This is a genomic window from Deltaproteobacteria bacterium (assembly GCA_016709225.1).
Lineage (GTDB): Bacteria > Myxococcota_A > Polyangia > Nannocystales > Nannocystaceae > Xiheibacterium > Xiheibacterium phototrophicum.
In genome coordinates, this window is sequence record JADJEE010000002.1 from 1,547,541 (window position 1) to 1,572,308 (window position 24,768).

At 70.8% G+C, this 24,768-nt stretch carries 20 protein-coding genes; 12 read left to right on the forward strand and 8 right to left on the reverse strand.

Annotated elements, in window-relative coordinates; genetic code table 11:
- Positions 1 to 6 precede the first annotated feature (6 nt).
- On the reverse strand, positions 7 to 2,523 hold the full coding sequence (locus IPH07_20655) for a penicillin acylase family protein (protein ID MBK6919819.1): 2,517 nt from the start codon (positions 2,521 to 2,523) through the stop codon (positions 7 to 9).
- Positions 2,524 to 2,749: 226 nt separating this feature from the next.
- On the opposite strand from IPH07_20655, the gene IPH07_20660 reads away from it, so the two are divergent.
- Both IPH07_20660 and IPH07_20665 read left to right on the forward strand, forming a co-directional pair.
- Entirely contained in the window at positions 2,750 to 3,787 is a 1,038-nt protein-coding gene (locus IPH07_20660) for a hypothetical protein (GenBank protein MBK6919820.1), read from the forward strand.
- 89 nt (positions 3,788 to 3,876) lie between these two features.
- Positions 3,877 to 5,085 (forward strand): MBL fold metallo-hydrolase, encoded by a 1,209-nt coding sequence (locus IPH07_20665; GenBank protein MBK6919821.1) that lies wholly within the window; start codon positions 3,877 to 3,879, stop codon positions 5,083 to 5,085.
- On the opposite strand, the gene IPH07_20670 is transcribed toward IPH07_20665, so the two are convergent.
- Entirely contained in the window at positions 5,082 to 6,101 is a 1,020-nt protein-coding gene (locus tag IPH07_20670; protein MBK6919822.1) for an NAD-dependent epimerase/dehydratase family protein, read from the reverse strand. The two genes, IPH07_20665 and IPH07_20670, sit on opposite strands and share 4 nt — an antisense overlap.
- Positions 6,102 to 6,147: 46 nt before the next feature.
- Between IPH07_20670 and IPH07_20675 the strand changes: the two genes are divergently transcribed.
- Complete coding sequence (locus tag IPH07_20675; protein ID MBK6919823.1) at positions 6,148 to 6,843, forward strand: hypothetical protein; 696 nt, start codon at positions 6,148 to 6,150, stop codon at positions 6,841 to 6,843.
- A gap of 25 nt (positions 6,844 to 6,868) precedes the next feature.
- Here the strand turns inward: IPH07_20675 and IPH07_20680 are convergent, their stop codons facing one another.
- The 6 genes from IPH07_20680 to IPH07_20705 all read right to left on the reverse strand — a co-directional run bounded on the left by IPH07_20680 (position 6,869) and on the right by IPH07_20705 (position 15,378).
- Positions 6,869 to 7,501, reverse strand: a complete 633-nt coding sequence (locus tag IPH07_20680; GenBank protein MBK6919824.1) for a hypothetical protein — start codon at positions 7,499 to 7,501, stop codon at positions 6,869 to 6,871.
- On the reverse strand, positions 7,498 to 7,884 hold the full coding sequence (locus IPH07_20685) for a hypothetical protein (protein MBK6919825.1): 387 nt from the start codon (positions 7,882 to 7,884) through the stop codon (positions 7,498 to 7,500). The genes IPH07_20680 and IPH07_20685 overlap by 4 nt, the downstream gene beginning before the upstream one ends.
- Positions 7,885 to 7,886: 2 nt before the next feature.
- Positions 7,887 to 8,684, reverse strand: a complete 798-nt coding sequence (locus IPH07_20690) for a hypothetical protein (GenBank protein MBK6919826.1) — start codon at positions 8,682 to 8,684, stop codon at positions 7,887 to 7,889.
- 357 nt (positions 8,685 to 9,041) lie between these two features.
- Positions 9,042 to 11,381 carry a protein kinase gene (locus IPH07_20695; protein MBK6919827.1) on the reverse strand — a complete coding sequence of 780 codons (2,340 nt, stop codon included), beginning with the start codon at positions 11,379 to 11,381 and terminating at the stop codon, positions 9,042 to 9,044.
- Positions 11,382 to 11,764: 383 nt separating this feature from the next.
- The gene (locus IPH07_20700) at positions 11,765 to 12,136 is read right to left on the reverse strand and encodes an RNA-binding S4 domain-containing protein (protein ID MBK6919828.1); all 372 of its coding nucleotides are present in this window, start codon (positions 12,134 to 12,136) and stop codon (positions 11,765 to 11,767) included.
- On the reverse strand, positions 12,133 to 15,378 hold the full coding sequence (locus tag IPH07_20705; protein MBK6919829.1) for an efflux RND transporter permease subunit: 3,246 nt from the start codon (positions 15,376 to 15,378) through the stop codon (positions 12,133 to 12,135). Before IPH07_20705 ends, IPH07_20700 begins: the two co-directional genes overlap by 4 nt.
- A gap of 139 nt (positions 15,379 to 15,517) precedes the next feature.
- Here IPH07_20705 and IPH07_20710 point away from each other — a divergent pair, with 139 nt between their 5' ends.
- From IPH07_20710 to IPH07_20750, 9 genes are all read left to right on the forward strand, one after another.
- The gene (locus tag IPH07_20710) at positions 15,518 to 16,252 is read left to right on the forward strand and encodes a TetR/AcrR family transcriptional regulator (protein MBK6919830.1); all 735 of its coding nucleotides are present in this window, start codon (positions 15,518 to 15,520) and stop codon (positions 16,250 to 16,252) included.
- Entirely contained in the window at positions 16,249 to 16,992 is a 744-nt protein-coding gene (locus IPH07_20715) for an ABC transporter ATP-binding protein (GenBank protein ID MBK6919831.1), read from the forward strand. Before IPH07_20710 ends, IPH07_20715 begins: the two co-directional genes overlap by 4 nt.
- Positions 16,989 to 17,762 (forward strand): hypothetical protein, encoded by a 774-nt coding sequence (locus IPH07_20720; protein MBK6919832.1) that lies wholly within the window; start codon positions 16,989 to 16,991, stop codon positions 17,760 to 17,762. Before IPH07_20715 ends, IPH07_20720 begins: the two co-directional genes overlap by 4 nt.
- Complete coding sequence (locus tag IPH07_20725) at positions 17,759 to 18,550, forward strand: hypothetical protein (protein ID MBK6919833.1); 792 nt, start codon at positions 17,759 to 17,761, stop codon at positions 18,548 to 18,550. The genes IPH07_20720 and IPH07_20725 overlap by 4 nt, the downstream gene beginning before the upstream one ends.
- A 135-nt stretch (positions 18,551 to 18,685) precedes the next feature.
- Positions 18,686 to 19,978 carry an efflux RND transporter periplasmic adaptor subunit gene (locus tag IPH07_20730; protein ID MBK6919834.1) on the forward strand — a complete coding sequence of 431 codons (1,293 nt, stop codon included), beginning with the start codon at positions 18,686 to 18,688 and terminating at the stop codon, positions 19,976 to 19,978.
- Between the two features lie 41 nt (positions 19,979 to 20,019).
- A complete protein-coding gene (locus IPH07_20735; GenBank protein ID MBK6919835.1) occupies positions 20,020 to 20,709 on the forward strand; it encodes an ABC transporter ATP-binding protein in 690 nt (229 codons plus the stop codon).
- Positions 20,709 to 21,914: an ABC transporter permease gene (locus IPH07_20740; GenBank protein ID MBK6919836.1), complete on the forward strand. Its 1,206-nt coding sequence runs from the start codon at positions 20,709 to 20,711 to the stop codon at positions 21,912 to 21,914. The genes IPH07_20735 and IPH07_20740 overlap by 1 nt, the downstream gene beginning before the upstream one ends.
- Positions 21,915 to 21,985: 71 nt before the next feature.
- Entirely contained in the window at positions 21,986 to 23,374 is a 1,389-nt protein-coding gene (locus tag IPH07_20745) for an aldehyde dehydrogenase family protein (protein ID MBK6919837.1), read from the forward strand.
- Positions 23,375 to 23,388: 14 nt separating this feature from the next.
- Complete coding sequence (locus tag IPH07_20750) at positions 23,389 to 24,753, forward strand: glutamine synthetase (protein ID MBK6919838.1); 1,365 nt, start codon at positions 23,389 to 23,391, stop codon at positions 24,751 to 24,753.
- Positions 24,754 to 24,768 lie beyond the last annotated feature (15 nt).

Below are 24,768 nucleotides of genomic sequence, written 5' to 3' on the forward strand. Positions count from 1 at the left end.
CCCGCGCTACTCGTCGTCGAGCAGCGTGTAGCGGCGCTCGCTCGCGGCCTCGATCTCGGCGCGTTCGAACAGCATCGTGTGTGGGGGGCCGTCGAGCCACGCGGGCATCATGTCCTGCCAGTGCGGGCTGTCGGGCTCCGCGACGTTGCCCAACGGCGTCGAGAAGTGCAGCCGCGGGGTGTCGCCGTGCTCGAACTCCACCGCGATGCGGAAGATGGGACCGTGCGGCGTTCGCCACTCGTCGAGCACCTCGCCGCTGGCATCGAAGAACGTGCTGTCGGCAGCGACGTTGATCGAGCTCTCGGCACCGTCGGTGGCCCAGCGCCCGCGATCGATGCCGGTTCCGGTCGCGCCGTCCAGGTCGGCGAAGCGGGCGTCCGCGAGGCGATAGGCCGCGGGTTCGACGGTACCGTAGCGCGCCTGCAGCAGCGCCGCGACGTCGGCCAAGGCGCTCAAGAGGATCACGTCGCGCCCCTCCTGCAGCACTGCATCGCCGCTGGGGTAGTCGCCGCGCAGGGCCATGGCCGCGAGCTTCATGATGAACGACGGCTGCAGCTCCAGCGCCTGCAGGAACAACAGCGGCATGTCGTCCTCGAGGGTGCGCCGCGCGACGAAGTAGGTGTAGGCGTGCATCACGAGCGCGGCCGCCGAGTCCCGCCGAGCCTGGCGGTCCCAGCCGGACAGCAGCGCCACCAAGGTCTCGAGCTCATCGCGTGCGGCGAACTCGGCGAGCGCCGCGTCGCTGTCGATGCGGCCGTGGGCCTCGAAGAGCAGCGGCAGCAGATCGTCGGCGAGTCCGCTGTGGGCATCGCGCTGCAGCGTCGTCAGCTGCTCGAGCGTGACACCGCCGGAATCGGTCATCGCCTGCAGCTGCGACTCGATGCGATCGGCACGCCAGCCCGGGTCGAAGTACGCGCCGAAGTACCACGGGTCGTTGTCGATGCGGCCGTCGGCGGCGAAGCCGAATGGGTCGTTGTTGGCGGTCGCGATGAAGCCGCGGGCCTCACCGCGTCCGTGGGGCAGCTGCGCCGGCGGCAGCCGAGCGGCGGTCCACAGCGACCCGGCGTCGTCGCCGTCTTGCACGAGGTGCGGCGTGCGGCCGCCCGAGAGGTCGCGGACCGGCACCTTGGTGCCGACGCGGTAGGTGATGCCGCCGGCATCGACCGCGACGAAATTGAAGTTGCCGTTCCAGCGATCGACCGCCCGATCGAACTCGTCGATCGACTCCGCCACGTTGAAGTCGAGCAACCCCTTGAACGCGTTGGCCTGGAAGCCGGTCCAGTTCATCAGCAGGCGATCGCCGGGCTCTCCCAGCGGCAAGGGCACCAGATCGGTGGGCAGCAACACGCCGTAGCCGGGCACGTCGACCAGCGCCAGCGAGCGCGAGCTGCCCTCGCCGACCGGCTTGCCGGGCCCGCGCACCACGATGACCTCCTCGCGGTGGACGACCGGCACCACCTGGCCGCCGATCGCGACGTGGTCGTCGTCGGGCAGCGCGACCGTCCAGACGTCCATCACGTCGGCGAACGCAGTGGTCGGTGCCCACGCGATGCGCTCGGTGTGACCGACCGAGATGCCCGGTGTGCCGACGAACGAGAAGCCGGCCGCGTCGATGGTGCCGCCCTGCTCCTTGCTGTTGATGTGCTGGGCATAGAAGACGCCTGGCGGATCGAAGCCGAGGTGGGGGTCGCCGCACAGCATCGGCCGGCCATTGGCGGTGTGTTCGCCGGCAACGACCCAGTTGTTGCTACCGAGCCCCCGGAGCCGTCGCAGGCGCGCAAGGCCTTGCATGCTGCGCTCGAGCCGTCGCGCCAGCTCGAGCGGATCGTCGATCGCAGGCGTCGTGACCGTCCGGGCGCGCGACGGCGACGTCGGTCGAGCGATACCCGCGACGCCGCCGGTGGTGAAGACGTTGCGAATCGGTCGCAGCAGCTCGATCGCCGCCATCGCCTGCGGCGCGAGCTCGTACGCGATGGTGGCGAAGACCTCGCGATCGAACGAGAGGTCGTTGCCGAAGCCGGTCATGGTCGCGATGCTCATCACGTCATGCGGCGTCCACGGCTCGGGCACGAAGTCGTAGAGATCGGGACCGAGGCCGTGCGGACGCGGGGCCTCGCCGGCCTCGATCTCGTCGATGCGTGCGTTGACGCCACGGGTCCACGCCTCCAGCACCGCGTAGGTCTCGGGGTTGTCGGTGCGCATCAGCTCGGTGTGCTTCGCGGCCCAGCCGGGCCAGTCGAAGATGCGCGCCAGCTCGTCGTCCTCGACGGCGGCCTGGCCCAGCACCTCGGCCTGTCGGCCGAGCGCACGCCGTCGGGTCATCTCCATGTGGAACAGCCGGTCGCTGGCCATCTGGTAGCCCGCGCCGTAGAACGCGTCGGCGTCGGTGGCCGCGAAGACATGGGGAACACCGAGGTCATCGATGATGATCTCGAGCCGCGGACGCACCATCGGATCGTCGGCGCTGCACCCCATCGACGCCGCGCACGCCCACGCCAACCATCTCCAGCTCGATCGTTTCATCGACACCACGCTGCTCCATCATGGTGTCCACGCGTCGGAGTTGTCGAGGCGAATCCGCCGGCATCGCCGGTGAACGCCGACGATTGAGCGGCTTGCTCAACGCTGTGCAGATTGCTCAGGCCACGCGCTACATCGCCGTGTGCGCTCGCAGTCGACAGCTGCGCCGAACCCTTCGACGTCGCCACCTCCGCATCGCTTGGCACGCAGACTGCTGTTGCGAGCCACCATGCGCAATCCAGGGCGTGCCGACTCCATCGCGATCCTCCTGGCCTCCATCGCCGCTGCGTGTGCCCCCGACGACGGTGCACAGGGCGACGCAACCGCGTTCACGATCGGCAACGGCAGCTCGCCCACCGACGCGGGCGCAACCGAAGCCAGCGACACCGATGACGACGACACCGGCGACAGTGCGACGGCGAGCAGCACCGCCAGCTCGACCTCGCCGACCACCGCGACCACCGGCGATCCCACCGGCGATCCCACCGGCGAAGGGGGCACCTGCGACTTCGACATGACCGCGGCGATCCAGCTCAGCGTCGACGTCAGCTGGGGCGGCGGCCTCGCGGTGCTGGCGGGCGCCGGCGCCATCGACATCTGGCTGTTGGCCGACCTCGCCCCCGGCGGCGGCGACGTGGCGGTCACCGGCCGGGTCTGTCGCATTGAGCTGCCCGACTTCGAGACCGGCCTGCTGGCGGGGAACGAGACCTACGGCACCATGTTCCCCGACGCGATCTGGAGCAGCCCGACGATGCCGACCGTCGATGCGGTCGCGACCATCGCGAGCGCGGATCCAGGCGCCGCGCTGCACCTCGAGCGCGGCGCGGTCGTGCTCGGAGGCACGATGGCGAATCCGCTCGACGACGCGTGGCCGAGCGACTGGCACGCGCTCTCCAGCGTGGACCACGACGGCGATGGTGCGCCAGGCGTGACCGCCACCGCGAAGACCGGGGGCAACTACGCCTACCCGCGCATCGAAGTGCTCGACAGCAACGCACGCGCGCAATCGCTGTACCTCGTCTCGCGCACGATTCTCGAGTTCGACGGCACGATCGACACCTGCGATGCCGCCTCGGGCGACGCGAGCGTCACGATGGAGAACCACAATGTCGGCTGCGCGACGGTCGGCGGTGGGAGCTGCTCCGACGGGCAGACCACCACGCTCGACAACAACCTGCCAGAGTTCATCATCGACGGCGGCGCGTTCGAGCTGGTACGGTTGCCGGACGGCGCGGGCTGCAGCGATGTGTTCGCGGCGCTGCCGTAGTGTTTGAACCGACCAGGCGGATCACCATGGGAGCAGTGCTCGATCTCGCGGAATCGATGTGGCAGGGGGTCGCGCCTGCTGACCACGTCATGCGCTCTGCCCACGCGCTCGTGGGCGGCTTCGTGGGCATCGACGAGGTCGCCCGCGGCGTCGCCTTCGTCGGCAGCTTCGCCAACGTCACCGCCATCGACACCGACGAGGGACTCGTGCTGATCGACGTCGGCAGCCCGCTGCTGGCCGCGCGGGTGCGGCAGGCGGTACGCAGCTGGACCTCGCGGCCGCTGCACGCCGCCGTGTACACCCACGGGCACGTCGACCACGTGTTCGGGTTCGGTGCCTACGAGGACGAACCGCGGGCGCCCACGGCGGCGACGCCGTACGTGCTGGCCCATGCCGCGGTCGCGCAACGATTCGATCGCTACCGCATGACCGCCGGCTACAACGGCCACATCAACATGCGGCAGTTCCGGCTGCCCGCGCCGCTGTTCCCCGAGGACTTCCGCTACCCGGATCGCACCTTCGTCGACACCCACGTGCTCGAGCTCGGCGGCGAACGCATCGAGCTCCACCACGCGCGCGGCGAAACCGACGATCACGCGTGGGCATGGATGCCGAGCCGCGGCGTGCTCGCGACCGGCGACCTCTTCATCTGGGCCGCACCGAACTGCGGCAACCCACAGAAGGTCCAGCGCTACCCCATCGAGTGGGCGCGGGCGCTGCGACAGATGGCGGCCCTGGGCGCGAGCGTACTGTGCCCCGGTCACGGGCCACCGATCCTGGGGGCCGATCGGGTCGCGCAGGCGCTCGGCGACGCCGCGACGCTGCTCGAGACCCTCCACGAGCAGACGGTCGCGGCGATGAACACGGGCGCACGGCTCGACGAGGTCGTCGCGAGTGTGGTCGTGCCGGAGCGGCTGCTGCAGCGGCCGTATCTCCGCGCCGTGTACGACGAGCCGGAGTTCATCGTGCGCAACCTGTGGCGGCTCTACGGCGGCTGGTACGACGGCAACCCCGCCCATCTCAAGCCCGCACGCGAGCACGTGCTCGCGAGCGAGCTGGCGACACTGGCCGGCGGTGCGACCCGCCTGTGCGAGCGCGCGCGCGCATTGCTCGACGCCGGCGAGCTCGCCCTCGCCTGCCACCTGGTCGAGTTCGCCGCCCTCGCGGCGCCCGCCGACCTCGGCATCCGGCGCGTGCGTGGCGAGATCTACCGCGCGCGCGCGGATGCCAGCACGAGCCTCATGGCCCAGGGCATCTTCGAAGCCGCCGCCCGCGAGAGCGACGGCGACGGCAGCTAATCCGCCGCGCCTTGGCGCGTCGCTGCGCCGCCCGAGCGCGTGAGCAGCGAGCGCTCGTGGTCGACCCACTCGGCCAGGCCGACGTCGAGGCCGCGCGACTGCCAGCCGAGCTCGCGCTCGGCCTTCGCGCTGCTGGCGATCGAGGTGGTCTCGGCCACGCTGCGCAGCGACTCGCCGCGGTAGGCGGAGGGCAGCCGCGGCAAGAAGCGCTGCAGCGCGTCCGAGGCACGCGCCAGCGTGCGCAGCGTCTTGCCGTCGAGCTGCAGGCGCGGGGCCGGTACGCCTGCGCGCGCAGCCGCGATCTCGAACACCCGCGAGAGCTCGCACACCGAACCCGCCACGATGTAGCACTCGCCGTCGCGCCCCCGCTCCATCGCACGTAGGTGCGCGTCGACGGTGTCGTCGACGTGCCCCCAGCAATAGGTCGTGCGCCGCGGAGCAACCGGCAGCTTGCGCTGCAACAGCATCACCAACGAGTCGCGAATCGGGCTGTGATCGCCGGGGCCATACACGACCCCCGGCAGCACCACGCGCAGCGGCAACCCCTCGGCCATCATCGGCAACGCGACCTCGCGGTGCGCGAGCGACTTGGTCTCCTCGTACACGCTGTTGAAGGGGCCGTTGCACGGCGAGTCCTCGTCGACCGTGCGGCCGCGGGTGTCGCCATAGATCGCAATGCTGCTGGTGTACACCCCACGCGCGACCCCGAGCTCGCGCATCACCTCGAGCACGTTGCGAGTGCCGACGACGTTGACGTCGTGGGCCTGGGCCGCGTCGTCGCTGCCGATGTGGTACCAGGCCGCGACGTGGAACAGACGCTCTGCGCCACGCATCGCCTCGCGCACGCTGCCGCGATCCCGCACGTCGCCCTCGTGGGTCTCGATGCCGGCGGCGCGCAGCTGCGCGGCCGCGGCGGGGTCGCGGACCAGGGCACGCACGCGATGGCCGCCTGCGACCAGAGCCCGCGCCAGACGTCCGCCGATGAAGCCCGTGGCGCCGGTGACGAACACTTGCATGCGGCGGACGCTACCACGCGGGCAAGTTGCGGCACACTGGCGGCGGATGGCCGACGAGCCCAACAACCTGGTCGCGTTGGAGCGCGCGCGGACGCTCGCGCGCGAGCGCATCGGCGAAGGTTATGCGCGTGACCTCATCGACGCCGACGAGCTGGACCGGCGCCTCGAGCTGCTCGAGCGGGCCGCGACTGCCACCGAGATCGAGCTGCTCGCGCGCGACCTGGTCGCACCCACGGTAGTCGAGCCGACGCAGCTGGTGCGGGTCGCGGCGCAGCCCCACGAGCTGGCCCCGACGCAGACCATCGGCGCATGGTTCTCGGAGACCAAGCGCACCGGACCGTGGACGCCCGCGCGCGAGAACGCGGTCACCGCAGTGCTCGCCTCGGTGCGGCTCGATCTCCGCGAGGCCCGGCTGGCGGAGGGCACCACGGCGTTCGTGGTGAAGGTGGTCGCCGGTGAGATCGAGATCATCGTGCCGCCGGGTCTGCGCATCGACCTGGAGTGCAGCGCGTTCTTCGGCGAAGTCGATCACGACGAGCCGATCGAACCGATCGAGCCGGTCCCACAGCACGCGCACGTCCGCGTGCTGGTGACCGGCTCGATCTACTTCGGCTCGGTCAGCGTGCGCGAGCAACTGCCGGGTGAGACCCGATCCGAGGCCCGCAAGCGACGCAAGGCCGCGCGCAAGCGCCTGGTTGCCGCCAACCGCGAGAAGCGCAAGGCGCTCGGCCCCGCGCGGTGAGCCCACCGCGCGAGCTCGTCGAGGCTCAGAAGCGAAATCCCAGGCCCGCGCTCGCCGGTGCGAGCCGAGCTTGGCGTCGCGCCGCGTTTGCGCGCTTCTTGAACGCGATGCCGACCGCCAGCGCGATCGCTCCGACACCGATGAGCGCCACGCCGGTCCAGAACGACGCCTCCATGGTGTCGTCGGCGTTGCGTGCCCGCCGGTAGCGCGTCGCCTGATCGCTCACGCCGATGATCGGATCGCGCTCGGCGCGGTCCTTTGCCGCGCGCTTCACCAGCGCCGACGGACCCGCGATGAGCACGATCGAGAACACGCCGAGTCCCAGCGAGGTCGCGCCCAAGGCAATCGCAGCGGTCGCACCGGGCGTCGGAGCGCGCCGCGGCGGTGGTGGGGGAACCGGGGCGGGCACCACCTGCGGCGGCGGCGGAGAGACCTGGACCTCGACCTGCACGGCGTCCCAGCTGCCCGGCGTGGTGGTGGTCGTCGTCGTCGTCGTCGTGCTCGGCGCCGACGCGGCGGGCTCGGGTGTGGCCGTGTCTGTGGCCATGCCCGTCGTTGGCTCGGTGGGCGCCGCCGTCGGGGCCTCGCCGAGCGCTGGCGCACCCGCCCCGGAGATCAGTGACAACGCGGTGATGCACGCGATCGCGATGGTGCTCATGGCCCCACCTCGGGCTGCGCGAGCACCTCGGCATCGATGATGTCGACCTCGTCGCCGTTGATCTTCACGCGTACGGAGGTCTTACCGACCTTGCCGCCCAGCAAGGCAAACTTGTCGACGTCGGTCGAGGGCGCCGCCTGCATGATCGACTCGTCGAAGGCTTCGAGCGTGACGAGGTCGAAGCTCTCGTAGTCCTCGTAGGGGTTGTCGGACAGCGGCTGCACCTGGACGATCACCACGTCGCCCTCGGTGATCGCGAGGCCGTCGGCCGAGAGGTCGCCCTGTCCGACGATGTAGCGCAGCTCGAGGCCGTCATAGTGGGGCTTGCAAGCGGCCGCACCGAGCAACAGCGCGAAGGGGAGCCAGCGGGTGAGTCGTGCCATGGTCAGATCCCCCCCGTGCTGCCAGAGCTGCCGCCGGTGCTGCCACCGCTCGAGCCGCCGCTGCCACTGTCGCTGCCGCCGCTGTCGCTGCCGCTGCCGCTGCTGTCGCTGCTGCCGTCGCTGCCGCTGCTGCCCGAGTCGGTGGCGGTTTCACCCGTGGTCTGCTCGCCCTCGACCGTCACCGTGATGCTCCGCGTCGTGTCGCCGAGCTCCACCGTGAGGGTGGTGGTGCCGAGCGCGACACCGGTCACCGACAACGTCTGCGCGACGCTCGGCTGCACGATGGCGGGATCCTCGGCGGTCGCCGTGAACGGCACCGCACCGCCGGCGGCCACGCATCCGGACGCCAGCGCCGTGCCGCGTGGGAGCAGCTCGAGCGTCTCGCCGCGGGCCAGGCTCAGCGTGTCACCGACGACGCCACCGCCAACCTGCAGGATCTCCGTGCCGCTGGGGGCAACGAGATCGAGGTGAAGCACGTCGACGACGTGATCGTCGGCGAAGGCCGCGAACGCGGCGTTGCCGGTGCGCAGGGTCGTGAACGCGGCCCCGCTGCCGAAGAACGACTCGCTCGCGGCGCGCACGAACACGAAGTCGGACCCGAGATCGGAGACCTCGTCGAAGTCGCGCAGCGTGAAGCCGAGGTCGAAGCGCCCGCCGACCAGCATGCAGTCGGGGAACGTGGGCGTCAGCTCGTCGAGCCCGCAGGCGGGGTCGTTGAGGCCCACGCAGCGGTACTCGAAGGTGCCGTTGCCGAGCTCCCCGAGCTTGCTGCTGCTGACCGAGCCGCTGCAGGCCGTCATCGCGAGAGCGAGCGCACACGCCCGCCATCGCCAGGGCGGGCGCCTGCTCGCCCGACCTCCTTCGCCGTCGACACGCGTTCTAAGCATCATGCCTGGAGCTTAGCGCGCTGTGGGGCCGATGCGACAGTGACGACGGCCACAGCTCAAGCCGCTCGCGGGGCACTGGTTTCGATGCAGCGCGAGCGGGCTTCCACTAGTACCTCGACACAGCGATAGTGACGGGCCATAACACCGCCCTGACCGCGCCTCGCTGCGTTGCCGCACCTTGAAATACGCCCGGTATTCCGGCGGCACGGCGCCTTGCGGAGTCGCGGCCATGACGGCGTTCTGACCCATCACTATCGCTGTGTCGAGGTACTAGCCCGCGGCGTCGTCGGGCGACACGTCGGATTCGGCAGACTTGGTCGGTACCTTTGGCGGCTCGGTGGCTTCGTCGTCGGCGTCGACCTTGGCGTCCTCGTCCGGCTCCGCGCGGGGCTCGGGCGCCGGCGGTGGCGAGACCTCGTCGAGCTTCTCGATCCGCTTCGCGGCCTGCTTCGAGCCCAGCGCTGCGGCACGCTGATACGCCCGACGGGCATCGGCGTACTCGGCCAGCTTCATCGACGCATCGCCGACGCGGATGTGGTGCTCCGCGCGTTGCGGTGCGTTGGCGACCAGGCGCTCGGCGTACTCGAGTGCCTCGTCGTGGTTGCCGCGCGCAGCCTCGATGCCGTACATCGCCGCCAACGCCTGCGCGTTGTTGGGGTCGTACGTGAGCGCGCGCTTGAACATCTCCTCGGCATCCTTGCGCAGGCCCGACGACAACAGCTTCGCGGCGCTCTTGCTGAGATCGGCCGCGCCGGCGCGCTCGTCCGCGGCCGCCTGGGTCGGGCGCGGCGGCAGCGGCTCGCTCGGGGTCGACGGCTCGGCCCCTGTCGCGGCCACCGCCACCTCGGCGACCACCGGCTCGGCGTCGCGCCCAGCGGGGCCGGACGGGCTCGGGCGTCGTGGATCGCGGCCGCGATCGCTGGCGGGCAGACGTGCGGCCGCGATCTCTTGCTCGGTGAACTCGATGCTCTCGGCCTTGCGCGACAGCTGATCGATCGCGGCATCGTCGTCGAGCTCGGCGCGCTCGCGGGCGTGCGCGAGCGTCCGGTCGAACACCAGCGCCTGCCGATAGTACTCGACCGCGAACACGTGCCCGCCCTCGCGGTCCCAGTACGAGTCGCCCAGGCGCGACAAGGTGGCGGCAAACTCCTCGCGCAGCGCCGACGCAGCGCCGACGGCGGACTCGTCACCGATCGACTCGAGCTCGCGGATCTTCGAGAACGCGGTCGCGCCACTCGGATCCTCGGGCGTGGGGTAGACGTAGGCACTGAGCGCGCCGGCGGCCCGCGCCTCGTCGACCAGCCGCTCGACCTCGGTGGGCCCGACCGGCACCGCGGCAGCCGAGTCACCCCGTGCGACCCACGCGTACGCAGCGACCCCGACCAGTGCCAGCGAGAGACCGACGATGAGCGGCGAAACCCACGCACGCCGGCGGCGCGGCGCGGGTCCGTTCAGATCGGGCATCTCACGCAGCAGCCGCTCGCGGAGCTCGGGGTCGACCTCGTCGGGCAGCGGCAGGTCGTCCCAGCTGGTCTGCAACGAGGCGTCGATCTGCGCGGCACACAACGCGGCCTCGAGCTCGCCCATGGTGCGGAAGCGATTCGAGGGCAGCTTCGCGAGGCAGCGCAGGATCACGCGATCGAGCGCAGGCGGGATACCGAGCTCGGGGCGCAGCTTGCTCGGCGGCTCGGCGGTGTCCGAGAGATGGCTACCGAGCACCTCGTCGAGGTCGGTGCTGTCGCTTGCGAACGGCGGCTGCCCCGTGAGCATCTCGTAGGCGGTGCAGCCGACCGCGTAGATGTCGGCGCGTTGATCGAACTTCGCGCCCGCCACCAGCTCGGGCGCCAGGTAGTGCGGCGTGCCGGCGGACATCGGCCGCAGATCCTCACCGAGCATCGCCGCGATGCCGAAGTCGAGCAGCTTGACGGCGTCGGCGCGGCCGCGACGACGCTCGATCACGATGTTCTCGGGCTTGACGTCGCGATGCACGACGCCGGCCTTGTGTGCGGCGTCGAGCCCCTTGCAGATCTGCCGCAGCAGGCCGATGGCGCGCGACGCCGACATCGGTCCGGCACGCAGCTCGTGGCGCAGGGTCGGCCCATCGACCAGCTCCATCGTGAACATCACGAAGCGACCGGGCAGCTCCGCGAAGTCGTAGACCTGCACGATGTGCTCGGAGCCCACCTTGCTGGCAGCGCGGGCCTCCTGACGGAACTGCTCCGCGATCGCGCGTGTGCGGGTGTACTCGGGCCGCAGGATCTTGAGCGCGACGCGGCGCTCGATGTCGACGTGCTCGGCCTCGTAGACCGTGCCCATGCCGCCGTCGCCGAGCGCACGCAGGATGCGATAGCGCGTGCCGGTGAGCACGCCGCCGATGGTGACTGCGAGCAGATCGATGGGCTGGGTCGCGGTCGGCTCACCGACGTCGATCGGCATCGGCACGCCGGCCTCGGCCGTATCGGGGACCTCCGCGTGTGCAGCCGGTCGCGCACCCATGCGGGGCGGCGGCGGTGGCGTGCGCCGGGTCTCGGGGCGAGGCACAGGCGCCGGGCCGATGTGCAGGATCGTCCGCTGCGCGTCGTCGTCCGGTGCTCGCGAGTGACTGGCCATGCGTGGTGCCGAGATGCGTCGGCACCCCAGATGTAACAGCCTGCCAGCGTAACGCCGCGTTGCCTAGCGCGACCCGCCCCCCGAGGCGCCCACGCGAAGGGCTTTGGCCCACGCGGCGGCACATGTCGTACGCACGCTCCGGCAGATCGTGCGTGACGCAGCAGCCCGATCACCGCGGCGATTGGGACGCGATGCCCCGCAGCGCCTACGGCAATCGAGTGCCGTCGCGTCGATCGTGATCGATGGGACACAAGTGATGCACGACGAGCCTCGCGGCGATCGCGGCGACGCGGGCGCGCGGGCACCTCGTCCGCTACGCCCGCTGGCCCGAGATCGGACGGGTCAGCGGCGTCGACTCCGACGCGGTGCCGTTGCCAGCAACGCTAGTGGCCGCGCAGCTTCTGGATCTGTCGCAGGTCGCGCTTGCTGGGTCGGCCGACGCCGCGCTCGCGCGTCACCACCGGCTCCTCGCGTGGCGGTGGCGGTGGCGAGTGGTCGACGTAGAGCGTGCGAGCCTGCTCTGCGGGGCCGCGTCGGTCCGACAACGCGACGACCTCGAACACCCGCAGCCCGCCCTCGGTCTTCGCTTCGACCCGATCGCCCACCCTCACGCTCTTGGCCGGCTTCGCCGAGTTGCCGTTGAGCTTCACGTGGCCGGCGTCGCAGGCCTCCGCGGCGATCGACCGGGTCTTGAAGCAACGCGCGGCCCACAGCCACTTGTCGAGCCGCACCTCCGCCATCGTCGGCGCATTCATCGACGCCGCGCCCCCGCGAACCGGCGCCAGCCGCGACGCACGCCGAGCGCACTGTCTTCGATGGTCGCGTACGCCGCGGGCAGGAACACCAGCGTGATGAGCGTGCTGGTCAGCAACCCGCCGGTGATGACGATCGCGATCGCATGGTAGTAGACGCCAGCGAGGGTCGGGTGGTGGATGAGCATCGGCACCAGGCCGAGGATCGTCGTCGTCACGGTCATGAGGATCGGTCGCAGGCGATCGCGCCCCGCGGCCTGCAGCGCCTCGGCGCGCGCGATCCCGCCGGCGCGCAGCGAGGTTGCGCGATCGATCAGCATGATGCCGTTGTTCACCACCACGCCCACGAGGATGAAGAGCCCGACGATCGCGGTGGCGTCGACGGTCGTCTGCGTGAGCCATAGCGCCCACGGAGCCCCGAACGCGCCCAGCAGGCACGTCACGAGGATGCCCGCCGGTTGCAGGTAGCTCTCGAACAACGAGGCCATCACCGCGTACACCAGCAAGAGGCACAGCCCGAGGTTCACGAGCATGTCGTTGTTGGCCTCGCGTTGGCCTCGCCACTGGGTGCCGCGGCCCCAGCCGTAGCCGGGTGGGAACACGAAGTCGGCCATCGCGGCGCTGACGAGCTCGAAGTTGGCCTTCGGATCGGCGTTGAAGAAGCGCACCTGCAGGCGCACCTCGGTCTGTCGATCGACGCGCTGGATCCACCATGGCCGTCGCTCGAACTCGATCTCACTGACCGCGCCCAGCGGGATCTCCCCGCCGGCCGGCAACGGCAGTCGCAGGTCGCGGACGTCTTCGATGCCCGGGCCCTTCTCGCCCTCGCCCGCCGCCGACATCCGCAGGCGCAGCTCGCCGCGCTCGCCCCGGACGCGTCCGAGCGGCATGCCCTGGAACGCCAGCGACACCCGCGACGCCACGTCGTCGGCCGACAATCCCAGTGCGCGAAGGTGATCGCCGTCGAGCACGACGTGGAGCTCGCGCGCGCCGTCGGTGTACGGCGTGGTCACGAGGTCGAAACCGCCGGCGTCGGGCGCGTTGGCGTCGCCCTTGGCGAGCGTGCGCTCGAGGTGTGCGGAGACCTGCTGCGACAGCGTCATCAGCGTCGCCATGTTGTCGCCCTTGATCGCGAACTCGACGACGTTGCGATCGGTGTTGTCGCGCCAGCTGAACTCGGACTCGTTCACCCGATAGCGGACGCCGACCTGCTCGGGTAGCGCCTGCCGCACGCGGGTTTCGAACTCGGCCATCTCCAGCTCGCTCTCGAACGCGTCACGCGGGTACACGCGGCACGAGCTGCGGTGATCGCCGTAGGAGCACGAGACCGACTCGACGCCGAGCGTGTCGCGGGCCGCCAGCAACGCCTCCTCGAGCACGACGACGTGGTGCTCGATCTTCTCGAAGTTGCGGCTGCCGCTGAACTCGAGCCGGATCGGCAGGTGGTCGGGCTTGATGTCGGCACGGCCGAGCTTGAGCTCGAGCTTGCTCGCCGGGTATGCCGCCGAGGCCGCCAGCACCACGCCGAGCAGCAGCGTCAGCTTGGGCCAGCGCAGCGTGCGAGCGATGAGCCACGCGTAGCCACGGGTGAAGAGCCCCAGGACCGGGTGATGCGTGGGCCTGGTCGAGGGCCGCACCAGGCGGCCGAGCAGCAGCGGCACCGAGGTCTGGCTCACGAACAGGCTCGCGACCAGACCGATCGCCAGCGTGGTGCCGAGCGGTCGCAGATAGGTGCTGAGCTCGTCGGCCGGGTCGTTGACGATGAGCGGCACGAACACGATCACGGTCGACAGCGTCGATGCCATGGTCGCGAAGCCGACCTCGCGGGCGCCGCGTCGAGCGGCCTCGAGCTGCGACAACCCGGTACGGGCCTGGGCCGCGATGGCCTCGACGATGACGACCGCGTTGTCGATCAGCATCCCGACCCCGAGCACCAGCCCGAGCAGCACCACGCAGTTGAGCTCCTCACCGCGCATGAACAGCACGGCGCCGGCGGCCAGCACCGACAACGGCACCGAGACCGCCGCCGCGACGGTGGTGCGCAAGCGGTGGAGGAACAGGAACAGCACCGCCATCGCCAGCAGACCGCCGTAGATGCCGCTGTCGCGCAGGTCCGCCAGGGTCTTGAGGATGATCTGCCCCTGATCGCGAACGACGAGCACCTCGATGCCATCGAGCGCAGGGTCGGCGTGCAGCTCGTCGATCACGCGCGCCACGGCGCGCGAAACCTCGACCACGCTGGCGCCGGCGGCCGCGAAGACCTCGAGGTTCACCGCACGGCGCCCGTTGAGCCGCTTGGCGTTGCGGTTCTCCTCGGGGTGCACGCGGACCCTCGCGACCTCGCCGAGCGCGGCGAAGCGAGCGTCATCGCCGGTCTCGGTGTCGACCACGGTCGCGCCCGCGGTCGTGACCGCGCCGGGGATGCCGCCCTCGGTGGCCGCCGCTTCGGCCGCAGCTTCGGTCGCGGCGACGGCCATCGCCTGCGCCGCGTCGGCGCCCCGTCGCAGCGGCAGCGCCGCGAAGCGCCCCGGCTCGGCCGGCGCCGACGGGCTGCGCACGCCGGCGTCGCGCGTGGTCTGCCGCACCACGCCCATGCTGTGGCCCTGTCGCGCGTCGCGAACCGCAGCGCCGAGCTCCGCCAGCGACACCCCGGTGCGGTGCACCGCCTCGAGATCGACCGCGATCTCCAGCTCGTGGGGCGACACGCCGTCGAGCTCGATGCGCGCAACGCCGTCGATGCGCTCGAGCGCCCGCACGATGCGCTCCTCGATCAGATAGTAGTCCTGCGACAGGTCGGTGCCGGACGACAGTCGCACCTCCATGATCGGATCGTCGGCGTTGGTGTAGCTGCCGATCTCGATGTTGGTGACGAACTCCGGCAGCTCGCCGCGCACCCGATCGATGCGGTCGCGCAGCTCGAGCTTGCGCGCGTCGGCGTCCTCGCCGGGCTGGAACTCGAGGTTCATCCGCACACCCCAGCCACCCGACCCGACCTGCGTGCGCGCGACCCCACGCAGGCCCGCGACCGCCTCCTCGAGCGGACGAATGAGCTCGCGCTCGAGCACCTCGGGGCTGGTGCGCGCGATGTCGACGCGCACGTACGCGCGCGCGGCCTGCTCGCGCGGCAGGAACGACAGCGGCATGCGCGACAACCCGATGAGGCCCAGCAACACCACCGCCACGAGCGCCATGCCGACGGTGACCGGTCGCGAGAGCGCGAGATCGGAGGGGCTCCACTTCGGCATCGTCGCGGCGTCAGCATACCTGCTTGGCCGACGATGGGGGTGCGCCGACGGGCGTGCGTGCGTGCTGGTCGGCGCCGACCGCAACCGGCGCCCACGGGCCCGAGGAGGCACCTCCCATCGGTTTGACTAATTTGAACAAATGAGTCATATCAGTTCTGTGAGCACGCCCGCCCGCGGCCCCCGCGACCCTTCGCGGCGGCGTCGAATCCTCGACGCCGCGAAAGCCGAGTTCACGCGCAGTGGCTTCAAGGGCACCAACCTCGACGCGATCGCACAGGCGGCGGGCTGCGCCAAGGGTGCGCTCTACCTCGAGTTCCCGGACAAGCGCACGCTGCTGCGCGAGCTCGTGCTCGAGGTGTTTGCGGGCATCCGCGCGCGCTACGAACAGGAGGTGGTGTCGCGCGGCTCGCCGCTGCAGCGCATCGTGGGGACCCTGGCGTTCGCATTCCGCGAGATGCTCCGCGAGCCGCTGTTCGCCAAGCTCATGCGCGAGGATCCCGAGCTGCGGGAGCTGCTGGTGACGGACCCGGTGCAGGCCGCGGCGGCGGCGAAGGTCGAGATCGATCAGATCGCGGGCTGGGTCGATGAAGGCATCGCCCGCGGCGAGATCCGCCCCGACGTCGACCGCGACGCCATCCCGTACGTACTCGGTGTGCTGCGCTTCTCGCCGCAGCACCTCGGCCTCATCACCGAGCTGGGTCTGTTCTCGGGCGAGCGCACGCTCGCGACCATCGTCGAGCTGTTCGAACGCGGTCTCGCGGCGCGGCCGGGGCACGACACGCCGCGACACGGCACCGCCGCTGGCGCAGCCGTGAGCCCGCGCTCCGCCAAGCCCACCCGCAAGACCACCCGCACCCGCACGAGGACCCGATGACCAGCACCGCCGCGATCGAGATCGACAACCTCGGCAAGCGCTTCGGCACCGTCACCGCCGTGGAGGCGCTCTCGTTCACGGTCGGCGCCGGCGAGATCTTCGGCTTCATGGGCCACAACGGCGCCGGCAAGACCACGACGTTGCGCATGCTGCTCGGCCTCACCACCCCGAGCACCGGTGCGGCGCGCGTGCTCGGCCACGACTGCACCCACGCCGCGCTCGAGGTGCGCCGCGTGACCGGCTTCTTGCCGGCCAGCTACACGCTGCCGCCCGACATGACTGCGCGCGGGTTCCTGCACTACATCGCCGCGATGTTCGAGCTGCCGGTCGCGGTCGCGCGTCAGCGCACCGAGGCCCTGCTCGCACGCTTCGGTCTGCAGGACGCCGCCGATCGCCGGCTGCGCGGCTTCTCCACCGGCATGGCGCAGAAGGTCGGGCTCGCGCAGGCCTTGGTGAACGAGCCGCGCGTGCTGCTGCTCGACGAGCCGACCTCGGGGCTCGACCCGCTCGGCCGTCACGAGCTGCTCGAGCTGCTGCGCGAGCTCGCCCGCGACCGCGGCGTGACGGTGCTGTTCTCGTCGCACATCCTCTCGGACGTCGAGGCGGTGTGCCAGCGCGTCGCGGCGCTCCACCACGGCAAGCTCATCGCGTGCGACACCGTCGCCACGCTCAAGGCCGAGCACGGCGTCGCCGGCATGGACGACCTCTACCTCTCGCTGGTGCGGAGCGCCGCAGCATGACACGGCTACAGTGGCTCGATCTGCGCGCAACGCTGCGCGAGCGCAAGACCTGGCTCGCGGCCGCGATGTTGCTGTACGCGGTGGTCTCGATCCCGGTGCTGTTCGAGCGCCCCCCGCCGCACGTGCTCGCCGCCGTCCAGGCATGGTTCGCCAGCGACGACCCATTCGCGCTGTTCATGTACCTCTGGATCGATCTCGTGATGAACAAGGCCATCGCGTTCTTGCCGGTCGTGATGGCCAGCGGTGTGGTGCTGCGCGAGCGCGATCTGGGCTCGCTGGTGCTGGTGGCGTCGAAGCCCATCGGCATGTCGCGCTACTTCGTGCTGCGCGCGATGTCGGCGTGCCTCGCGATGGCGATCCTCTATATCGCGACCCAGCTGCTCGGCGCGCTGTGGTTCAGCGTGCAGGTGGCGGGCTTCCACGCGCGCCCGTTCCTGCTGGCGATGGTGCCCAACCTGTTCGCGGCCACCTTCGCGACCGCACTCGCGGCCGCCTGCGCCGCGTGGGTGCGTCGGCGCGTGGCTGCGGCCCTGGTCGCGCTCGGCATCACCACCACGTTGGTGGGCATGGCGTTGGTCGGCTACTACCAGCCGGCCTGGCGCGCATGGGCGAACCTCAACCCCATCGCGGTCGGAGCCTCGGCACTCGGGCGGCTCGATCACCTCGATGTACTCGGTACGCTGGTGCCGGCGGGCACGCTCGTGCTCGCGACCGCGGCGATGTTGTGGATTGGTTCGATCGGCGCTCGACGACTGGCGGTGCTGTCGTGAGTGCCGGCCCCGCGTGGACTTACGTGCGGGCCGAGGCCGCGGCCACGCCTCGCCGTGCGGCAATCGGCGTCACGCTGGCGGCGGTGGGCGGGCTCGCGCTGTCGCACGCGGTGATTCCACACTTCCCCGACGCCGCCATCGGCCTGCTGCAACAGGGCTTCCGCCTGCGCACCCTCGGCGGCGTGATGCTCTTCAACGACGTCGTCGCGATCTACTTCGCGGCGTTCTACGTCGGGCTCGCGGGCCTCGTCGAGGGCCTGGTGGTCGCGCGCGAGCAGCATCGACTCGAGCTCTTGCTGGCCAAGCCGGTGACGCCGCAGGGCTTCCTCGCCGCGCGTACGGGCACCGTGCTGCTCACCAGTGTGCTCGTCGGCGTCGCGGTCACGCTCGCGATGTTGGTCGCGCTCGCGGGCCACTTCGGCGACGGTGCCGAGATCTCGATCCTCGGCGCGCTCGGGGCGGGCCTGTTCGTCACCGCGATCGCGCTGGTCCAGCTGGCCGCGCTCGAGTCGCTGTTGGTCCGCATGCGCGAGAGCTTCTTCGCGCTGCTCGCCGGCTCGGCGGTCTGGCTCGCGACCGTGATGCCCTCGGCGGTGCTGCTCTACCGACCCGACCTGCTCGACCCGCGCCCGTGGCTCGCCGACGCCATCACCGTATCGAGCCTGGTCTGGCACGGAGCGCAGCTGGCGTGGCTGGGCCCGTGCGCGCTCGCGATGGCGGTCCCGTGCGCGATCGCATGCGTGTGGGCCGCGGGGCGCGTGCTGGCCCGCACCGACGTCGCTGCGTGAGGGGCTTCTGCGCGCTCCACCGCGGGTTTGGCCGGGGCACGACCCGCGCATCGCGGCCACGTCCGCGCAACCGCTTCACGCTGGGATTACGCGCCGTCGACCGACGGCGGCCCGACCGGGCGGCATGCTGTGGACGTGGGCGCCTCCGCACTCTCCGACTCCACCGCCGTCAGCCCTGCTCCACGACCGAGTCCGCAGGAGGTGCTCGATCGCATCGGTGCCGGCAAGGGGCGCCGTCGCCGACGCGCGGTGGTGTGGTTGGTGGTGCTGCTCGTCATCGGTGGCGGCGGCTTCACGTGGTGGCGCCTACGCAACGCGAAGCAGGTGCCGATCCAGTGGGAGACGGTCGCGGCCGACCGCGGTGACATCGAGATGCACGTGGTCGCGACCGGCTCGCTGCAGGCGCGCAGCACCGTGTCGGTCGGCGCCGAGATCTCGGGTCGCGTCGCGAGCGTCGAGGTCGACGTCAACGATCGCGTCACCAAGGGTCAAGTGCTCGTGCGGCTGGACCCCATCACGGCCGCCAATGCGCTGGCCGAGGCCCAGGCCTCGCTCAAGTCGGCGAGCGCTGACTTGAGCCGCAGCAAGGCGGCGCTGAAGGAATCGGAGAGCCTCGAGCGCCGCGCCGACGCACTGGCCAAGCAAGGCCTGGTCTCGGTCGAAGAGAACGACGCCCAGCGCAGCGCGGCGACCCTGGCGAAGAGCGACGTCTCGCGTGCCACCGCGCAGGCGAGCCTGGCGAAGATCCGCGTCGATCAGGCCAAGACCGACCTCTCCAAGCTGGTCATCCTCTCGCCCATCGACGGCATCGTGATGTCGCGCGCGGTCGAGCCCGGCAACGCGCTGTCGGCATCGTTGGCGGCCCCCGAGCTGTTCACCATCGCCGAGGACCTGTCGAAGATGGAGCTCGCGCTGCCGATCAACGAGGCCGACGTCGCGCGGGTGCGGGCGGGCCAGCAGGCGACGTTCGAGGTCGACGCGTGGCCGGACCGCACCTTCACCGCGAGTGTCCGGGAGGTCTCGTTCGCACCGCTGGTCACCAACAACGTCGTCACCTACAACGCGATCCTCGACGTCGACAACGCCGACCTCGCGCTGCGTCCGGGCATGACCGCGAGCGCGACCATCGTGTCGGACACGCGCAAGGCGGTGCTGCGCGTGCCCAACGGCGCGCTGCGCTACACGCCGCAGCTTCCGACGCAGAACAAGGGCTTCAACCCGCTGGCGCCTCCGCGCATGCGCGGCATGGGCGGTGGTGGAGACAAGCCGCAGGCCCCCGGCGTCTGGGTGCTGCGTGACGGCGCGCCGGTGCGCGTGCGCGTGACCTTGGGCGCGAGCGATGGCGAGTACACCGAGGTCGAAGGCGGCGAGCTGGTCGACGACGACCCGATCGTGGTCGGTCAGAGCAGCGGCGGAGGCGGCCGATGAGCGCGCAACCGGTGGTGAGTCTGGTCGGTGACCCGCCGGCGCTGCTGCAGCTGGTCGACGTGCGGCGGATCTACGGCGAGGGCGAGTCCGAGGTGCGTGCACTCGACGGCGTCGACCTCGAGATCGACCAAGGCGAGTTCGTGATGGTCATGGGCTCGAGTGGCTCGGGCAAGTCGACCTGCATGAACCTGCTGGGCTGCCTCGACAAGCCCACCGGCGGCAGCTACCGCTTCGCGGGGGTCGACATCGGCGGGCTCGATCGTGACGCGCTGGCGCTGTTGCGGCGCCACTATCTCGGCTTCGTGTTCCAGAGCTTCAACCTGCTGCCGCGCACGTCGGCGGTCGAGCAGGTCGAGCTGCCGCTGGTGTACCGCGGCGTCGGAGCCCGCAAGCGCCGCGCAGCAGCCCTCGGTGCGCTCGAGCGCGTGGGCCTGGCAACCCGCGCCGAGCACACCCCCGCCGAGCTCTCGGGCGGTCAGCAGCAGCGCGTCGCGATCGCGCGGGCGATCGTCACCGAGCCGGTGGTGCTGTTCGCCGACGAGCCCACCGGCAACCTCGACACCGAGACCACCCATGACGTCATGCGCCTGCTGGGCGAGCTCAACCGCAAGCTCGGCATCACCATCGTCATGGTCACGCACGAGCCCGAGCTCATCGCATACGCATCGCGCGTGATCACGTTCCGTGACGGTCGCGTGCTGACCGACGAACGAAAGGCGGCCGCGTCGTGATCCTCTGGACCACCTTCGTGCTGGCGTTGGGCGCCATCCGGCGCAACGCGGGCCGCTCGCTGCTCACCGCGCTCGGCGTCGTCATCGGCGTCGGCAGCGTGATCGCAATGGTGAACCTCGGCCGCGCCGCCGGCCAGCAGGTCACCTCCAACATCCAGGCGATGGGCCCCAACTTGCTGTTCGTGCGGCCCAGCTTCACGCGCGCCGCCAGCGGCGGCACGCGTGCCGAGGCGGTGCCGTTCACACCCGAAGACGTCGCGGCGATCGAGCGCGACATCGACGGGGTCGTGGTCGCGCCGGGCGCGAGCGCGAGCGCGACCATCGCGTACGGCAACCTCAACGCGACCACCTCGATCACCGGCACCACCAACGCGTACTTCGAGGTCCGCAACCTGCAGATCGCGGCGGGGCGCATGTTCGAGACCCGCGAGCTCGACAGTGGCGCGGCGGTCTGCATCCTCGGGCCGACGGTCGTGACCAACGTCTACGCCAGCGCGGAGCCGCTCGGCAGCACACTACGGATCGGCGCGACCAGCTGCAGCGTCATCGGCGTGCTCGCGCCCAAGGGCAGCAACATGGGTCAGGACCAAGACGACGTGGTGCTGATGCCGTTCCGTGCCGTCGGTCGGCGCCTGACCGGCAGGACCGACATTGCGACCATCTACGTGTCGGCGGTCGAGGACGGCACCAGCGCGCGGGTCCGCAGCGACCTGCAGGCGCTGCTCCGCGAGCGCCGTCACCTGCGCGAGGGTGAGGCCGACGACTTCGACGTGCGTGACATGGCCGAGATCGCCAGCACCCTCGAGAGCACCAGCGCGACCATGACCGCGCTGCTGGGCGCGATCGCGGCGGTGAGCCTCGTCGTCGGCGGCATCGGCATCATGAACATCATGCTGGTCTCGGTCACCGAGCGCACCCGCGAGATCGGCCTGCGCCTCGCCGTCGGCGCCCGCACCCGCGAGGTGCTGCTGCAGTTCCTCGTCGAGGCGATGGTGCTGTCGGTGTTCGGCGGCGTCGTCGGCATCGCGCTCGGGGTCGGCGGCACATGGCTCATCGTGACGCAGCTGGGCATGCCATTCGTGGTGTCGATGGAGATGGTCGCCGCGGCATTCGGCGTCTCGGCGGTGGTCGGCGTGCTGTTCGGCTACCTGCCAGCGCTCAAGGCCGCACGGCTCGACCCGATCGTCGCGCTGCGCCACGAGTGACGCGGCGGCCGCAGGCCGCCACGAACGGGTGCGACCATCGCCGACGGGGTTTCGCGGTACCTTCGGCCGGCATGCCCGACATCCTCAGCCCCATCGATGGTCGTGTCGCCTACGGCTACGCCGAGCTGTCCTTCGAGGCCGCGCTCGCCAAGATCGAGCAGGCCGAGACCGTGCAACGCAGCTGGGCGCAGACGCCCCTGCCCCAGCGCATCGCGCTTTGTCAGCGCATGCTCGAGAGCTATCGCGCGCGGCTGCCCGAGTACAGCGAGCAGATCACCCGCATGATGGGCAAGCCGGTCGGACAGGCCCGCGGCGAGTTCGAGCGCTCGATGTGCGAGCGCGTGAACCACCTCTGCAGCATCGCCGAGGCCGCGCTCGCCGACGATGTGCTGCCGGAGAAAGCCGGCCTGCGCCGCTTCATCCGCCGCGAGCCCGTGGGCGTGGTGCTCGACATCGCGGCCTGGAACTACCCGCTGCTCATCGCGGTGAACGTCGTCGTGCCGGCCGTGCTCGCGGGCAACGCGGTGCTCCTCAAGCACGCCCACCAGACCGCGCTGGTCGCCGATCAGTTCGAGCAGGCCTTCCTCGCCGCCGGCGCGCCGGCCGGGCTGGTGCAGGCGCTGCCGGTCGACCACGCCACCGCCGCGCAGCTGATGGGCACGCGCCGCTTCGGCTACGTCGCGTTCACCGGCTCGGTGCGCGGCGGCCACGAAGTCTACCGCGCGGTCGCGCAAGACAACTTCATCGGCGTCGGGCTCGAGCTCGGCGGCAAGGACCCCGCGCTGGTGCTACCCGACTGCGACTTCGATTTCACGGTCGACAACCTCGTCGATGGCGCCTTCTACAACAGCGGACAGTCGTGCTGCGGCATCGAGCGCATCTATGTGCACGAGGATCTGCACGACCGCTTCGTCGAGGCCTACGTCGAGCTCACGAAGAAGTACGTGCTCGGCGACCCGATGCGCGACGGCGTCGGTCTGGGGCCCATGGTCAACGCGGCGGCGGCCGAGCACGTGCGCGCACAGAACCGCGACGCGGTGACCCGCGGCGCGCGGGCGCTCGTCGCTGACGGCCACTTCGCGGTGCCCGAGCTGTCGCCGTGCTACCTCGCACCGCAGGTGTTCGACCACGTCGATCACTCGATGGCGCTCATGCGCGAGGAGACCTTCGGACCCAGCATCGGCATCATGCGCATCCGCGACGAAGCCGAAGGCGTGCGCCTGATGAACGACTCCCACTACGGCCTCACGGCGTCGATCTGGACCCGCGACGCCGAACGCGGCGCCGCGCTGGCGACCCAGGTCGAGGCCGGCACCGTGTTCCTCAACCGCTGCGACTACCTCGACCCGGCGATGGCATGGACCGGCGTGAAGGACTCTGGCCACGGCGTCTCGTTGTCGACGCTGGGCTTCGACCAGGTCACGCGACCGAAGAATTTCCACCTGCGCGTCAGCTGGTGAGGGAGCATTCGCGCATGCACGGCGTCCACGATCGCAAGACCCTCGAGAGCTGGCTCGACCACGCCGGCATCAAGCGCCACAAGATCGGCGTGTTCGACATCGACGGGGTGCTGCGCGGCAAGTATGTCGACCGCGCGAAGTTCCTGTCGGTGGTCGACGGCGGCTTCGGCTTCTGCGACGTCGTGCTGGGCTGGGACAGCGCCGACGCGCTCTACGACAACGTCAAGGTCTCCGGCTGGCACACCGGCTATCGCGACGCGCCGGCGGTGCTCGATCTCTCGACGCTGCGCGTGCTCGCGTGCGAGGAAGACACCGCGCTGGTGATCGGCAACTTCGCGGGGGACTACGCCGGGGTCTGCCCCCGCACGCTGCTGCAGCGCGTGGTCGCCCGCGCGAACGCCATGGGCTTGGTGCCCAAGGCCGCGCTCGAGTACGAGTTCTTCCTGTTCGACGAGACGCCCGACTCGGTGCGCGAGAAGGGCTATCGCAACCTCAAGCCGTTCACGCCGGGCATGTTCGGCTACTCGGTGCTGCGCTCGACGGTTCACGCGGACATCTATCACGAGCTGCTCGACACCATGTCCGCGATGGACTGCGACATCGAGGCTCTCCACACCGAGACCGGCCCCGGCGTGCTCGAGGCCGCGATCGGCGTCGACGAGGCCGTGCGCGCGGCCGACAAGGGCGCCATCTTCAAGACCTTCACCAAGGTGCTCGCCCAGCAACGCGGGCTCATGGCCACGTTCATGGCCAAGTGGAGCTCCGAGGTGCCGGGCCAGAGCGGCCACATCCACATCTCGCTATGCGACGCGACCAGCGGCGAGAACCGCTTCCACGACGCCGACGCCGAGCATGGCATGAGCGAGGTCATGCGGCAGTTCGTGGCCGGGCAGGTCAAGTACCTGCCCGAGGTGCTACCGATGGTGTGCGCAACGATCAATGCCTACCGCCGCATGGTGCCCGGCGTGTGGGCGCCGACCTCGGCCAACTGGGGCGTCGAGAACCGCACCACCGCGGTGCGCGTCATCCCGGGCGGGCCCAAGGCCCAGCGCAGCGAGTACCGCCTCGGGCCCGCCGACGCGAACCCGTACCTCGCGCTCGCGGCGGCGCTCGCCAGCGGTCTCCGCGGCATCGAGGAACGCCTCGAGCTGCCCGAGATCGTGCGCGGCAACGCCTACGACGCCCACGGTCCGCATAGCCTGCCGCTGCCGACCACACTGCGCGATGCCGCGGTGGCGTTCGAGCGCAGCACCGCGGCGCGCGAGATGTTCGGCGACGCGTTCGTCGAGCACTTCGCCGCCACGCGGCTGTGGGAGGACCGTCAGTTCCGCAAGCACGTCGCGGACTGGGACCTCGCGCGCTACTTCGAGATCATCTGACTCGCCGGTGCCCGC